Below are 15,109 nucleotides of genomic sequence, written 5' to 3'. Positions count from 1 at the left end.
CAGCATAAAGCACCGCTCCCCCCATCGACATGGTCACGCTTTGATAACCCTCCACCGGAGGGTTGACCGGCTCACCGCGCCAACTTTAGCGTCCGACGGCAGTGAAGTTTCGACACTCAGAGCGAAACTCTTTCGAAAGGTGAGGCGATGAAGCGTCACGTACGGCTCCTCAGAACTGCTGTCGTCGGTGGAGCGTCGCTGGCCATGACACTGTCCCTGGCGGCCTGCGGCGGCTCGGGGGACTCCGCCGGAGGCGGCTCGGCCGAGATCCACGTCCTGGTGTACGGCGATGCCGCCAACAAGGTGGAGAAGCAGCTCGTCGCCACCTTCAACAAGACGTCGAAGGTCAAAGCGGTCCTCGACACCATCCCCGGCGCCGACTACCAGTCCAAGCTGCAGACGATCATCAGCGGCAAGCAGGCGCCCGACGTCTTCTTCAACTGGGGCGGCGGCAGCATCAAGCCCTACGTCGACGCCGGCCTGCTCATGCCGCTCGACGACTTCATCGCCAAGGACCCCGGCCTGAAGTCCCAGTTCCTGCCGTCGGTCTTCAACACCGCCGTCGTCGACGGGAAGCCCTACGGCATACCCATGCGCGGCACACAGCCCGTCCTGCTGTTCAGCAACAAGAAGGTCCTTGCGGAGGCCGGTGTCACCGCGCCGCGCACCTGGGACGAGCTCCTGGCCGCCGTCAAGGCGCTCAAGGCCAAGGGCGTCACCCCCATCGCTCTCGGCGGCGGCGACAAGTGGCCGACCCAGATGTGGTTCCAGTACGTCTACGACCGGGTGGCCGGCCCCGACCACTTCCAGAAGGCGGTGAACGGGGACAAGAGCGTCTGGGCGAGCGCCGACAGCAAGAAGGCCCTCGGCATGCTCAAGGAGCTGATCGACGCCGGCGCCTTCGGCACCAACTACGACTCGGTCAAGTTCACCGACGGCGGCTCCCCCGCCCTCCTCGCCAGCGGCAAGGCCGCCTTCGAACTCATGGGCTCCTGGGAGTACTCCACCCTGCAGGACGCCTACCCGGACTTCGTGAAGAGCGACCTCGGCTACGGCACCTTCCCGACCGTCGAGGGCGGCAAGGGGGACCCGGCCAACCTCGCCGGCAACACCAACAACTTCTACTCGGTCCTGAAGACCACCGAGCACCCCGAGGCCGTCGCCGAGTTCCTGAAGCTCATGTACTCCGACGAGTTCGTCAAGAGCCAGCTGGGCATCGGCAACCTGCCCACCACCGCCAACACCCCGAAGTTCCTGGACGGCTCCGCCAGCCCCGCCTACTCGACGTACCAGTACGACCTGGTGAAGAAGGCCCCCGCCTTCCAGCTCTCCTGGGACCAGGCCTTCCCCCCGGCGGCCACGACCACCATCCACCAGGCCGTCCAGCAGTTCTTCAGCGGACAGACCGGTCCTGACGCCTTCATCGCCGCCATGCAGACCCTGCCCGCGGCCTGACCTCCGGAACGCCTGACATGACCACTACCGCAGTCCCCACCGTGGACAGCACCGAGAAGACGAGCCGGCTCGGACGGCCCAGCCGCCCCGTGACCGGTGTGGGCCGCCCGGGCATCGCCTGGGCGGCGCCCGCCGCCGTCTTCTTCGGCCTGTTCGCCCTCGTACCGCTCCTCCTGGTCGTCGTCCTGTCCTTCACCCGCTGGAACGGCCTCGGTTCTCCGGAGTTCGCCGGCCTGGACAACTGGAGCCGGCTGCTCGACGACCCCGTGATGGTGAAGAGCCTCTGGCTGAGCCTGGTGTTCACCGTTCTCGGCGTCGTCGTCCAGACGCCGCTCAGCATCCTGCTCGGCGTCTGGGCCGCCGGCCCGCAGCGCAACCGGGCCGTGCTCTCCGCTGTCTACTTCGTCCCGCTCCTGCTCTCCATCACCGCGGTCTCCGTCCTGTGGCGCGCCGTGCTCGACCCCAACTTCGGGGTCCCCTCACAGGCCAGATGGATCTTCGGCGACGGCAACCTGTTCGGCACGCAGGTCGGCGCCATCGGTGTCCTCGTCTTCGTCAGCACCTGGCAGTTCACCCCCCTGCACACCCTGATCTACCAGGGCGCCGCTCGGGCCGTCCCCGGGGTCCTCTACGAGGCCGCCCGGATCGACGGCGCGGGCACGGTACGCCAGTTCTTCCACATCACCCTGCCGCAGCTGCGCAACACCGTCGTCACCTCGATGATCCTGATGGTGGTCGGCGGGCTCACGACCTTCGACACCGTACTGATCCTCACCCAGGGCGGGCCGGGCACCGACACCACGAACAGCGCCTATTACATGTACCAGAAGGCCTTCAAGAGCTTCGACTTCGGCGGCGCCTCCGCGATCGCGCTCCTCCTCGTCCTCGTCGCCACTCTCGTCTCCCTGGTCATGGTGCGTCTCACCGGATACGACAGGATGCGCAGCACCATGGAGGGCGTGTGATGAGGAGCCGCCCCAACCACCTGGCCGGACTCGGCTCGCTGGTCTGGCTGTTCGTGGTCGGCCTGCCGCTGTACGTCATGCTGATCGCCACCTTCCAGTCCCGTGCGGACTACGCGGCGAACGGCCCTCTGGCCCTCCCCGAGCGATTCACGCTCGACAACTACGTCAACGACCTCGACGACGGCTTCGCGCAGTACTTCCTCAACACGGTCGTCGTCACGGTCGCGGTCGTCGGGATCGTCCTGCTCCTCGTACCGCCCCTCGCGTACGCCATCGTGCGCAGCGACGGCAAGGCCACCGGCCGGATCTTCCGGCTCTTCCTGCTCGGGCTCGCCATCCCGTCCCAGGCGGTCATCGTCCCGATGTTCTACCTCATCAACGAGGCGGGCCTCTACGACAACCTCCTCGGCGTCATCCTGCCGACCGCCGCCTTCGCCATGCCCGTCTGTGCCCTGATCCTCTCCGGCGTCATGCGGGACATCACTCCCGAGCTGTACGAGGCCATGACCGTCGACGGGGCCTCCCCCTGGAGGATCTTCGTGCAGCTGGTGCTACCCCTGTCGAAGAGCGGTCTCTCGACGATCGTCGTCTTCTCGTCGCTCCAGGCCTGGAACGGCTTCCTGTTCCCGCTCGTCCTCACGCAGTCCTCGGAGAACAAGGTCATCACCATGGGCCTCTACGACTTCCAGACGGAACACGGCGTCGACATCCCCGGTCTCCTCTCGGCCGTCGTCCTGTCCATGCTCCCCATCCTGCTCGTGTATCTGTTCGCCCGTCGCGCCCTGGTCCAGGGCCTGATGGGGGTCGGAGGAAAGTGACCGGCACCGTGGCCATCCAGCCCCAAGCCCCGTACCGCGCCTGGCGCGACCCCGCGCTGAGCGCCGAAGCCCGAGTCGACGCGCTGATCCACGAGATGACCCTGGAGGAGAAGGTCGCCCAGCTCTTCGGCGTATGGGTCGGTGCCTCCGACGAGGGCGCCGAGGTCGCGCCGCACCAGCACGACATGGAGGCGCCGGTCGACCTCGACGACCTGTTGCCCGACGGCCTCGGCCAGCTCACCCGGCCCTTCGGAACCGTGCCCGTCGACCCCGCCGTCGGCGCCCTCTCACTGATGCGGACGCAGGCCCGGATCACCGCCGCGAACCGCTTCGGCATCCCGGCCGTCGCCCACGAGGAGTGCCTCGCGGGCTTCGCGGCCTGGGGCGCCACCGCCTACCCCGTCCCCCTCTCGTGGGGAGCCACCTTCGACCCGGCGCTCGTACGGGAGATGGCTGCCGCCATCGGCCGCGACATGCGGGCCGTCGGCGTGCACCAGGGGCTCGCCCCCGTCCTCGACGTCGTCCGCGACGCACGCTGGGGGCGCGTCGAGGAGACCATCGGCGAGGACCCGTACCTCGTCGGGACGATCGCCACCGCCTATGTCCAGGGACTCGAGTCCGCCGGGGTCGTCGCCACCCTCAAGCACTTCGCCGGCTACTCCGCCTCCCGGGCCGGCCGCAACCTCGCCCCGGTCGGCATGGGCGCCAGGGAGCTGGCCGACGTGATCCTGCCCCCGTTCGAGATGGCGGTCCGGGAGAGCGGCGTACGGTCGGTGATGCACGCCTACACCGACACCGACGGCGTTCCCTCGGCGGCCGACGACCGGCTGCTCACCGGACTCCTCCGGGACACCTGGGGCTTCACCGGAACCGTCGTGGCCGACTACTTCGGGATCGCGTTCCTGAAGACCCTGCACGGCGTCGCCGGCACGTTCGGCGAGGCGGCCGGGGCGGCCCTCGCGGCCGGCGTCGACGTGGAACTGCCCACGGTCAAGACCTTCGGCGCCCCGCTCCTGGCCGCGGTCCGGCAGGGACACGTGCCCGAGGAACTCGTGGACCGCGCGGTCCGGCGGGTGCTCCTGCAGAAGACCCGGCTCGGGCTGCTCGACCCCGACTGGAGCCCGGTCCCTCCGGCACTGCGCGATGCCGACACCACGGCCGGACCCGACGCCCTCCGGGGCACGATCGACCTGGACCCGGCCGCCAACCGGGAGCTGGCCGGCCGCATCGCCGAGCAGGCCGTCGTGCTGCTCCGCAACGACGGGACCCTGCCGCTGGACCCGCTCACTCCCCGGCGGATCGCCCTGATCGGCCCCAACTCCGAGGCTCCCACGGCCGCCCTCGGCTGCTACTCCTTCCCCGTCCACGTCGGCGCACAGCACCCCGACATCCCCGTCGGCATCGCGCTGCCCACCCTGCGCGAGGCCCTCGTGGCCGAGTTCCCCGACGCCGAGGTCCTCGTGGCGCGGGGAACCGGCATCGACGACGGCGGTACCGAGGGCTTCGCCGAGGCCCTCGGCATCGCCCGCGGCGCCGACGTCGTCGTGGCGGCCCTCGGAGACCGCGCGGGGCTGTTCGGGCGCGGCACCAGCGGCGAGGGCTGCGACGCCGAGTCCCTCGTCCTTCCCGGCGCGCAGGGCCGGCTGCTCGACGCCCTCCTCGACACCGGGACACCGGTCGTGACGACCCTGCTGGCCGGCCGGCCCTACGCGCTCGGCCGGGCGGCCGACGAGTCCGCCGCCGTCGTGCAGTCCTTCTTCCCCGGCGAGGCGGGAACGGCCGCCATCGCCTCCGTCCTCAGCGGACGGACCGGCCCGAGCGGCCGGCTGCCCGTCAGCGTGCCGCGCCACCCCGGCGCCCAGCCGTCCACCTACCTGGCCTCCCGCCTCGGCCACGGCAGCGAGGTCTCCAGCATCGACCCGACCCCGGCCTTCGGCTTCGGACACGGCCTCACCTACACCGCCTTCGCATGGAGCGATCTGGTCGTCGAGGACACCGAGGTCCGCACGGACGGCGAAGTGCGGCTCGCCCTCACCGTGGCGAACACCGGCGACCGCGCCGGAACCGAACTCGTACAGCTGTATCTGCACGACCCGGTGGCCTCCGTGGTCCAGCCCGTACAGAGGCTCATCGGGTACGTACGTCTCGACCTGGCCCCCGGCCGGCGGGTTCGGATCCGCTCGGTCGTCCCCGCGGACCTCGCCTCGTTCACCGGCAGGGCCGGGAAGCGCGTCGTGGAACCGGGAGAACTGGAGCTGCGGCTCAGCGCGTCCAGTACGGAGCCGCGGCTGACCGCCCGAGTGACACTGACGGGTCCGGTGCGGCAGGTCGACCACCATCGGCGCCTGCACGCCGGCTTCGAGGTCCTCCCGGACACCTGCCGCTGACCGGACGGTCGTGCCGCGCCCACCCGACCGCACCGGCCGGGTGGGCGCCGCCCTGTCGGTCTCCGTCCCGCTGATCCGCCCCCGGGCTCGGCAGGGAACCGGCTACGCGCCGACCCTCCGCTTGTTCCACACGTCGAAACCGACCGCTGCCAGCAGGACGAGTCCCTTGATGACCTGCTGCCAGTCGGTGCCGATGCCGACGAGGTTCATGCCGTTGTTCAGCACACCGAGCACGAGACCGCCGATGATGGCGCCGAGCACCGTGCCGACGCCGCCGCTCATCGACGCGCCGCCGATGAACGAGGCGGCGATGGCCTCCAGTTCGAAGTTGAGACCGGCCTTCGGGGAGGCGGCGTTGAAGCGGGCCGCGAAGACCAGACCGGCCAGCGCCGCCAGCATGCCCATGTTGAGGAAGACCAGGAAGGTGACCTTCCGGTCCCGTACGCCGGACAGCTTCGCCGCCGGCAGGTTGCCTCCGATGGCGTACACATGGCGGCCGATGACCGCGTTGCGCATCAGATAGCCGAAGCCCACCAGGAGCGCCGCCAGGATGAGCAGCACCACCGGCGCGCCCTTGTAGCTGGCGAGCAGCAGCGTGAAGATGAGGACCGAGGCGGTCAGCGCGGCGAGCTTCACCGCGAACAGCTTGGCCGGCAGCATCTCCAGCGCGTACGCGCTCTGCCGGCGCCGGTCACGGACCTCCTGGCGGATCACCACCGCGATCAGCACGAGACCGAGCACGAGTGTCAGGTTGTGGTAGTTCGTGGTGGGGCCGACCTCGGGCAGGAAGCCGTTGGCGAGCTTCTGCAGGCCTTCGGGGAACGGGCCGAGGGTCTGGCCTTCCAGGAACACCTCGGTCAGGCCCCGGAAGACCAGCATTCCGGCGAGCGTGACGATGAACGACGGCATCCCGGCGTAGGCGATGAGCAGGCCCTGCGCAGCGCCCGCGACGGCGCCGATGGCCAGGCACAGCAGCGCCGCGACCGGCCATGGCAGATCGTGCTGGACCATCAGCACGGCCGCCACACCGCCGACGAACGCGGTGATCGAGCCGACCGACAGGTCGATGTGCCCGGCCACGATGACGATCATCATGCCGATCGCGAGGATCAGGATGTAGCTGTTCTGCAGCACCAGGTTGGACACGTTGCGCGGCAGCAGCAGGTCGCCGCCGGTCCACACCGCGAACAGCGCCACGATGACGCCGAGCGCGATCAGCATGCCGTACTGGCGCATGTTGCGGCGCATGCCGTCGAGCAGCGGCCGGGCGGTGCCCCCGGCCGGGCGGGCCACCGGCTTCTCGGCCGTGACGTCAGCGCTCATCGTCGTTCTCCCTCGTGTCTTCCTTGGTCATGTGGCGCATCAGCACGTCCTGCGTCGCCTCCGAGCGGGGCACCTCGCCGGTGAGCCGGCCCGCGGCCATGGTGTAGATCCGGTCGCACATGCCGAGCAGTTCGGGCAGTTCGGAGGAGATGACGATCACCGCCTTGCCCTCGGCGGCCAGCCGGTCGATCACCGTGTAGATCTCGTACTTGGCGCCGACGTCGATGCCCCGTGTCGGCTCGTCGAGGATCAGCACGTCCGGTCCGGCGAAGATCCACTTGCTGAGGACGACCTTCTGCTGGTTGCCGCCGGACAGTCGGCCCACCGGCTCGAAGACGGTGGGCGCCTTGATGTTCATGGAGGTGCGGAACCCCTCGGCGACCCTGCGCTCCTCGTGGGCGTCGACCACGCCCCGCCGGGCGACCCTGCCGAGCGCGCTGAGCGAGATGTTCCGCCCGATGGTGTCGATGAGGTTCAGCCCGTAGTGCTTGCGGTCCTCGGTGACGTACGCGATGCCGTGCGCGACCGCCTCGGGGACGCTGCGGGTGCGGATCGCCGCACCGCCCTTGAGGACCGTGCCACCCCCGTACCGCCCGTACGAGCGGCCGAAGACGCTCATCGCGAGCTCGGTGCGGCCCGCGCCCATGAGGCCCGCGATGCCGACGATCTCGCCGCGCCGGACCGACAGCGAGACCCCGTCGACGACCTTGCGCCGCCGGTCGATCGGGTGGAACACGGTCCAGTCGCGGATCTCCAGGGCCGGGGCGGTGCCCGGCTCGCCCGCGTACGGCGTGCGGTCGGGGAAGCGGTGGTCGAGGTCCCGGCCGATCATGCCGCTGATGATGCGGTCCTCGGTGGTGGCCGGATCGGCCACGTCGAGCGTCTCGATGGTCCGGCCGTCGCGCAGGATCGTCACCGTGTCGGCGACCCGCCGGATCTCGCCCAGCTTGTGCGAGATGATGATCGAGGTGATTCCTTGCTCCTTCAACTCTGCTATGAGATCCAGGAGTTGGGTGCTGTCCTCGTCGTTGAGAGCGGCGGTGGGCTCGTCCAGGACGAGCAGCTTCACCTCCTTCGAAAGCGCCTTGGCGATCTCCACCAGCTGCTGCTTGCCGACGCCGATGTCCGCGACGCGGGTCTGCGGATGCTCGTCGAGGCCGACCCGGCGCATCAGCCGGGCCGCCTCCTTCAGCGTCTCGCTCCAGCTGACGATTCCGCGCGCCGCCCGCTCATTGCCGAGGAAGATGTTCTCGGCGATGGACAGGTACGGTACGAGCGCCAGTTCCTGATGGATGATCACGACGCCGAGCCGCTCGCTCGCCCGGATGTCCCGGAAGCGGCAGGCCGCCCCCTCGAAGAGGATCTCCCCCTCGTAACTGCCGTGCGGGTGGACACCGGAGAGGACCTTCATCAAGGTCGACTTGCCGGCGCCGTTCTCCCCGCAGAGGGCGTGGACCTCGCCCCGCCGGACCGTCAGCGTGACGTCCGAAAGCGCCCGGACTCCGGGGAAGGTCTTGCCGATCGCACGCATCTCCAGGACGGGTCCCGTCATGGTCGCCTCCTCCCGGCTACTTCAGGTCCGCGGCGGTGTAGTAGCCACCGCCAACGAGGACCTGCTCGTAGTTGGTCCTGTCGACGCTCACCGGCTGGAGCAGGTAGGCGGGGACGACCTTGCCGCCGTTGTCGTACGTCTTCTCGTCGTTGACCTCCGGCTTCTTGTCGTGCAGCACCGCGTCGACCATGTTCGCGGCGATCTTCGCGAGCTCCCGGGTGTCCTTGTAGACGGTCTGGGTCTGCTCGCCCGCGATGATCGACTTCACCGAGGCGAGCTCGGCGTCCTGGCCGGTGACCACCGGGAGCGGCTTGGACTTCGAGCCGTAGTCGTCGGACTTGAGCGCGGACAGGATGCCGATCGAGATGCCGTCGTAGGGCGAGAGCACCGCGTCGACCCGCTCGGTCTTGTACGTGGAGGTCAGGATGTCGTCCATCCGCCGCTGCGCCTGGCCGCCGTCCCACCGCAGGGTGGTCACCTGGTTGAGGGCGGTCTGGCCGGATCCGACGAGCAGCTGCTTCTTGTCGATGTACGGCCTCAGCACGCTCATGGCGCCGTCGAAGAAGTACTTGGTGTTGTTGTCGTCGTTGGAGCCGGCGAACAGCTCGATGCGGAACGGGCCCTTCTTCGAGCCGTCCTTCAGGCCGAGCTTCTCGACGATGTACGTGGCCTGGAGCTCTCCGACCTTCGTGTTGTCGAAGGAGGCGTAGTAGTCGACGTTCTTCGAGCCGAGGATCAGCCGGTCGTAGGCGATGACCGGGATGTCCGCGTCGGCGGCCTGCTGGAGCACGTTGTTCAGGGACTTGTTGTCGATCGCGGCGACGACGAGTGCCTTCACTCCCTGCGTGATCAGGTTCTCGATCTGGGCGACCTGCTGGTCCGGGTCGTCCTCGCCGAAGACCAGCCTGGTCTTGTACCCCTTCGCCTCCAGGTTCTTCACGACGTTCTTGCCGTCCGCGATCCACCGCTCGGAGGACTGGGTCGGCATCGCGATGCCGATGGTGGCGCCCTCGGCACCACCCGAGCCACCCTTGCCGCCGCCCTCGGCGTTCTGCCCGCAGGCGGCGAGCACGAGGGAGGCGGTCACGGCCAGGGCGCCGGTCACGGCGGCACTGCGGTTGCGCATGGTCATCAGTCCTCGTTCTTCTCGTCGTTGAGATCGAAGCGATTCAGGAGCCCCGGCAGCCGGGAGCCGAGCGGCGCCATCGCGCCGTCCGCGCCGTGCCGGGCGAGCAGGTCCAGGGCGAGGCGGCCGCGCCGCACCCGCTCCCTGGCGGTGTCCAGGGCGAGGGTCCGCAGATGGTGGCCGTACGGGTAGATCCCGGGAGCCTTGGACAGGCCGAACTTCAGATAGAGCGGTGCGCCGCGCCGGATCAGCTCGGCGACCTCGTACATCCGCACGAAGCCGCCGAGGTCGTCGGGGGCCTCGATGTACAGATCCATGGGGGCCGCGGAAACCCGCCGAATGGCGGTGAGGTGATCCGGCGTCAGGTCGCTCGGCACGTTGATCGAGTCGGCGCCGAGGCGTTCGTACACCGCGTACGAGGCGGGGTTGACCGGGCCGATCAGCGCGGAGACCTTGAGCGTGGTGTCCGCCGGGATGAGGCCCTTGAGCCGCGCCCGGTGCAGCGTCCACAGCACGCCCTCGTCGGCGACGAGCAGGCACCTCACGCCGAGTTCGGTGGCGCGGACGGCGTCCTCGACGCACCCGGCGACGGCGTCGTGGCCACGCGCACGCGGACCGGCCCCCCGCGAGTCGGTGCGCACCGAGCCGCCGATGTCCCAGGTGCCGCGCGGGCCGGTGAACAGGCAGAGCTCGACGGCACGTTCGGTGGTCGCGGCGACCATGTCGGCGATCTCCGCGTCGGTCAGCATCCACACGCCGCTGCCCTGGCTGATCCGGTGCACCGGCACGTCGAGCCGCTCGGCCTCCGCCAGGACCACGGCCAGTGCCTCGGGGCCCTCGCAGGACGGAATCTCGGTGCGCCAGCGGCCCCCGCCGGGGAAGGAGTGCGGCGATGCGTCGGCGGGCGCCGGGGCGGGCGCCCCGAGGCCGAGCACGGCGAGCGCACGCTCGGCGGGCCGGCGGGAGGTCGGGGTCGGATCGTCGGTCACGGACCGTCCTTCACGTTCGAGATATCGGACATGGTTCGAAGTGCCGAGTACGAGCCTCCTCAATCGGGCTGTACGTTCGGTATTTCGTCAGGCGTTCGAAATTCTGGCGTGACAGTAGGGAGGCCGCACGAGGCGCGTCAAGGGGTCGCGCAGTCCTGCGCAGCGCCCGGCCGAGGGCATGGGTGAGGGCCCGAACTCGTCGAGTTCGGGCCCTTCCTCGGAGCCGCACTCAGATCATCGGGCGGCCGCCTGCCCCGAATCGCGCAGGCCGATCCCCCGCACCGCGCTGCTAAGCTCCCCTCTTTGCTTGATCGTTTACAGATCGTCTGTCGGGGGGTACGACACGCAACCCCCCTGATGACGCGGGGAATTCGGGGGCCCACGCATGAGAATCGGCACGACGGGGACGTCCATACTGCTTGCGGGTGCGCTGCTGTGCGGCCTTTCCGCTTGCTCATCGGACAGCGGTGCGAACGGTGGCGGCGCGAGCACTCGCGGTGCGAGCGGTGGCGGTGCGGCGAACGGCGGTGACGCCGGAAGTGCGGACGGCGCTCCGCTTTCGAGCAAGATCGCCGCCCCCTCCGCGTTCGACACGGCCAAGGGCTGGGAGGTCGAGGCCGAGTGGCTCCCCCAGGGGCAGCCCCTGCCCTACGCGGTCTCGCAGAAGGCCGGCACCGTCGCCCATCTCGACAAGACCGGGCAGGGCTACGTCCTGAAGGTGCGTGAAGCGGCTTCCGGCAAGGTGCTGTCGACGAGCAGACCATGGCAGGGACCCAAGCCCACCGAGAAGCAGGCGGACGAGACGTCCGGCGCCCTGGCCGTCCCGCAGATCGCCCTGGTCTCCGGCCTGGACCGCGAGTACTTCGCGGTGTGGGCGCGGGGCGAGGCCCGCAGCGACGAGCTCCACGAGTACAAGGAGGTCGTCGCCGTCGCGTTCTACCCGGCCGATGCCTCGGGCAAGGACATGACCCCGGTCGGCGCGGGCAACGCGGAGGCCCCTGACGGCGAGTTCGACCGGCCCGGCGTGCTGCCGGGGCCCGGGGGCCTGGTCGTCACCTCGTACGGCGGCGACAGCATTCTGGTGTCCGTCGACGGCAAGGTCCACGACACCAGCGACGCGAAGGTCAGCCTGAACGGCAAGTCGACGGACCCCGACTTCCTGATGTCGTTCCCGAGCGCCAAGGGTCTTGTGACGAACGGCGACGATCGTTTCGGGGGTGACGGCGGTTTCGGCGCCGACGGCGGCTGGCAGAGCACGCGCGTGGCTCCGCCCGGCGTGGAAGCCGTCCTCAAGAAGGAGAGCGTGGGCTCGGGCATGACGGAGACGCCCAACGGCCGCATCGCCGGTGCCGCCGGCAGCTACGTGATCGCCAACTGGCTCACCGCGGGCGACGGCGTCTCCGCCGTCCACGACCTGTCGACGGGAGCCGTCCGGGCCACCGCCCCCTGCCGGACCGATGACACCGAGTACGCGATCCGCATCCCGGGCCCGGGGTCCGGCGCCGGGGTGAAGCCGGCCCTGTCCCCCGACGACCGCTTCCTGGTCACGGGCGGCACTGTCTTCGACCTGCGGACCGGCAAGGGCACCTGCGCCGACCGGGGCCAGGACGCCAAGGAGATCACCCTCAGTACCGTCGGAGACGACGGCACCGCCTACGGGACCGCGGGTGAGCGACCTCCCCTGACTCCGGTCTCCGTCTCCGCCACCACCGGCGCCGCCACTCCCCTGCCGGAGGCGACCGCCCTGCCCGCCGCCATGGCCTCCGGCGCAGGCCTGTTCGTGACGTACGCCGGCACGGACACCATGCGTCTGATCGCCCTCCACCTGAAGAAGTAGGACAGTACGCCGCCGGAGCCGTCCCGACCGGCCCGGACACGGCCTTCCGCAGCGCGGTTCAGGGCTGGGGCACGGCGTCGAGCCCCAGCCCTCGCGCGTCCCGCTCCGGGCGGATGGCCGTGAGGGCGCAGGCGCCGGCCACGAGCATCACCGCGCCGGCGACGAGGAAGGCGGCGGTGTACCCGGCGGCCGGCGTGTCGGCCGTGTCGATGAGGTGGCCGGTCAGGAAGGGCGCCACGAGGCCCGGCAGGGTGCCGACACCGGCGACGATGCCGAAGACGGCACCGCGCTGGGCAGGGGGGACGACCTGCGCGGTCGTCATGTAGTGGAGGGGGATGGCGATCGCGGTGCCGCCGAAGGCCAGCGCGATCAGCCCGAGCCGCGGACCGGACGCCTCGACGAACGGGAACGCCGCCATCGCGCACCCGGCCACGCACACGGCGATGCTCTGCGCCGCCCCGCTGGACCAACGGCTGCTCACGCCACGGAACTTCAGCGCGTCCACGAACGGGGAGACCGCGAGCAGCAGCACGAGACCGAAGCCGGAGATGACGCTGATGGCGGTCGCGGAGGCCGCCGCCGACATGTCCAGCTGCGTCCTGAGGTACGCGGGCAGCCAGGCATGGCTGAGGGACAGCGCCCACGCCGCTCCGAAGGCGCTGGCGATGCTGCCGAGCACGGTGCCGGTCAGCAGGATCCTGCGGTACGGCAGCCGAAGCCCGCTGGATCCGGTGGCCGAGTGCTTGTGGTCGTACGGTCCGTCGTGGCCGACGCGCCACCACAGCAGCGCCCAGCAGGCGCTGACGACCGCGAGGACGGCGTAGGCCGAGCGCCAGCCGAAGCCGTCGATCAGCCAGGTGACCAGGGGGGCCGCGATGAGCGTGCCCAGGGCCGCGCCGCCGATCTGGAGGGCCGAGGGCAGGGCGCGGCGTTCCGGCGGGAACCACTTGTAGAGGGCGTGCATCGACATGGAGGCCGCCGGTCCCTCGGCGGCACCGAGCAGAATGCGGCCGGCCATCAGGGTCGGGACCGAGGCCACCACGAGGACCGGGAGCTGGGCCACGGCCCACACCACGGTCATGACGAACAGCAGGACCCGGCTGGAGATCCGGGTGGAGAGGAATCCGACGAGGAGTCCCGAGACGCTGAACAGGAAGGAGAAGGAGCTGGATATGAGGCCGTAGGTGCTGTTGCTGAGGTCGAGTTCCTCCATGATCGGAACGGCGGCGAGGCCGAGGACCGACTTGTCGGCGAAGTTGATGACCATGAAGGCCACGATCATCGCCATGATCAGCCAGGCTCTGCGACGGTCGGGTGCCGGGGCGGCGATGTGCCGGGGCGGCGTGGCGGTACGGGGTGCCATGGGGCGACTCCTGCGGGTGCGGGTGGAGCAGGGGGTCGTACGGGTGGGCGGTCGTCCCCCGTCGCCGCGGGCCCGCTCGCCGAAGCGGGGGCCCGCGGCACCGCCCTGGGCGCCAAGGGGTCGGTCAGATCAGGCCCTTGGCGATGGCGTTCTTGTGGATCTCGGTGGTTCCGGTGACGATCCGGAACATCCGCAGGCTGCGGAAGATCTGCTCGACCTCGTTGCCCCGGGTCAGACCGGCCTTGCCGTGGATCTGGACCGCCTGGTCGGCGACGCGGAAGGACGCCTCGGAGGTGAAGAGCTTGCACATGTTGGCCTCGACCGAGACGTTGTCCCCCCGGTCGGCCTTCGCCGCGGTGGCCATCACCATCGCGCGGGCGGCGTAGATCTCGGTGGCCATCTCGGCGATCTTGTGGTGGACGGCCTGATGGGCGAGGAGCGGTTGTCCGAAGACGACGCGGTTCGTGGCGTACTCCACCGACAGGTCCCAGGCGCGGCGGGCGGCGCCGATGAGGGACGGGCAGTGCAGCAGGCGGTTGAGGGTGATCCGGCCGATGCCGATGCGCAGGCCCTGGCCGATCTCGCCGAGGAGGTTCGCGGCGGGGATCCGGCAATTCTCGAAGACGAGGTCGCCCTCCATCTGCTGGCCGGACATGGGGACTTCGCCGTCGAGGACGTGGCAGCCAGGGGTGTCCAGGTCGACGAGGAACGCGCTGTAGGCCTCCTCGGTGCCGGCCATGCGGGCGACGACGATCGCGAAGTCCGCGAAGGGGGCGGCGGAGCTGAACACCTTCTTGCCGGTGAGCACGTAGGTGTCCCCGTCCGGGGTGGCGGTGGTCGTCATGCGGCGTACGTCGGAGCCCGCGTCCTCCTCCGTGATGGAGAAGCAGCAGGCCCGCTCGCCCCTGACGACGGGCATCAGGTAGCGCTCCCGCTGTTCCTCGGTGGCGTACTTGACGATCGCGCCGACACGCAGCGGACCGCCCATGTCGCCGAGCACCGAGTGGGAGAGAGCGGCACCCGAGGCGGTCAGCTCCTCCTTGAGGGCGCACAGTTCGGAGAAGCTCAGGCCCTGGCCGCCGAGCTCGGGGGGCAGGCTGATGCCGTAGAAGCCGAGTTCCGCGCTGCGCTTCCAGACGTGTTCGAGGGTGGTGCGGTCGAGCTTGGTCTCCGCGGTGATGCCGTGCGCGCGCTCGTACGGGATGAGCTCGTCGGCCAGGTAGGCGCGCAGGCGTACGACGAGGTCCTGGAGCTGCGGGTTGTCGTCGTAGGAGGGTTCGAGGGTGAAGGGCAT

General features: G+C 70.0%; 11 protein-coding genes. 5 read left to right on the top strand and 6 right to left on the bottom strand.

The features are described from left to right. Nucleotides 1-147 precede the first annotated feature (147 nt). From E0F75_RS24235 to E0F75_RS24220, 4 genes are all read left to right on the top strand, one after another. Nucleotides 148-1,455 carry an ABC transporter substrate-binding protein gene (locus E0F75_RS24235; protein WP_187624680.1) on the top strand — a complete coding sequence of 436 codons (1,308 nt, stop codon included), beginning with the start codon at nt 148-150 and terminating at the stop codon, nt 1,453-1,455. Between the two features lie 17 nt (nt 1,456-1,472). Further along, a complete protein-coding gene (locus E0F75_RS24230) occupies nt 1,473-2,420 on the top strand; it encodes a carbohydrate ABC transporter permease (RefSeq protein WP_187624679.1) in 948 nt (315 codons plus the stop codon). Further along, nucleotides 2,420-3,238, top strand: a complete 819-nt coding sequence (locus E0F75_RS24225) for a carbohydrate ABC transporter permease (RefSeq protein ID WP_187624678.1) — start codon at nt 2,420-2,422, stop codon at nt 3,236-3,238. The genes E0F75_RS24230 and E0F75_RS24225 overlap by 1 nt, the downstream gene beginning before the upstream one ends. Before the next feature lie 95 nt (nt 3,239-3,333). Further along, a complete protein-coding gene (locus tag E0F75_RS24220; protein WP_187624857.1) occupies nt 3,334-5,625 on the top strand; it encodes a beta-glucosidase in 2,292 nt (763 codons plus the stop codon). A gap of 102 nt (nt 5,626-5,727) precedes the next feature. Here E0F75_RS24220 and mmsB read toward each other — a convergent pair whose 3' ends face one another. From mmsB to E0F75_RS24200, 4 genes are read right to left on the bottom strand one after another with little or no spacing between them, the layout of a single operon-like run. Then, complete coding sequence (gene mmsB, locus E0F75_RS24215) at nt 5,728-6,948, bottom strand: multiple monosaccharide ABC transporter permease (RefSeq protein WP_187624677.1); 1,221 nt, start codon at nt 6,946-6,948, stop codon at nt 5,728-5,730. After that, the gene (mmsA, locus tag E0F75_RS24210) at nt 6,938-8,500 is read right to left on the bottom strand and encodes a multiple monosaccharide ABC transporter ATP-binding protein (protein WP_187624676.1); all 1,563 of its coding nucleotides are present in this window, start codon (nt 8,498-8,500) and stop codon (nt 6,938-6,940) included. The genes mmsB and mmsA overlap by 11 nt, the downstream gene beginning before the upstream one ends. A 16-nt stretch (nt 8,501-8,516) precedes the next feature. After that, a complete protein-coding gene (chvE, locus tag E0F75_RS24205) occupies nt 8,517-9,626 on the bottom strand; it encodes a multiple monosaccharide ABC transporter substrate-binding protein (RefSeq protein ID WP_194481626.1) in 1,110 nt (369 codons plus the stop codon). Nucleotides 9,627-9,631: 5 nt separating this feature from the next. Further along, on the bottom strand, nt 9,632-10,615 hold the full coding sequence (locus tag E0F75_RS24200) for a hypothetical protein (protein WP_187624674.1): 984 nt from the start codon (nt 10,613-10,615) through the stop codon (nt 9,632-9,634). Between the two features lie 385 nt (nt 10,616-11,000). Between E0F75_RS24200 and E0F75_RS24195 the strand changes: the two genes are divergently transcribed. Next, nucleotides 11,001-12,452 carry a hypothetical protein gene (locus E0F75_RS24195; protein ID WP_187624673.1) on the top strand — a complete coding sequence of 484 codons (1,452 nt, stop codon included), beginning with the start codon at nt 11,001-11,003 and terminating at the stop codon, nt 12,450-12,452. A 58-nt stretch (nt 12,453-12,510) separates the two neighbouring features. Here E0F75_RS24195 and E0F75_RS24190 read toward each other — a convergent pair whose 3' ends face one another. Next, a complete protein-coding gene (locus tag E0F75_RS24190; RefSeq protein WP_187624672.1) occupies nt 12,511-13,815 on the bottom strand; it encodes an MFS transporter in 1,305 nt (434 codons plus the stop codon). A 124-nt stretch (nt 13,816-13,939) separates the two neighbouring features. Further along, nucleotides 13,940-15,109, bottom strand: a complete 1,170-nt coding sequence (locus E0F75_RS24185; protein WP_187624671.1) for an acyl-CoA dehydrogenase family protein — start codon at nt 15,107-15,109, stop codon at nt 13,940-13,942.

The organism is Streptomyces sp. CB02980 (genome assembly GCF_014451325.2).
Classification (GTDB): domain Bacteria; phylum Actinomycetota; class Actinomycetes; order Streptomycetales; family Streptomycetaceae; genus Streptomyces.
This window is presented reverse-complemented; position numbering and strand designations above follow the sequence as displayed.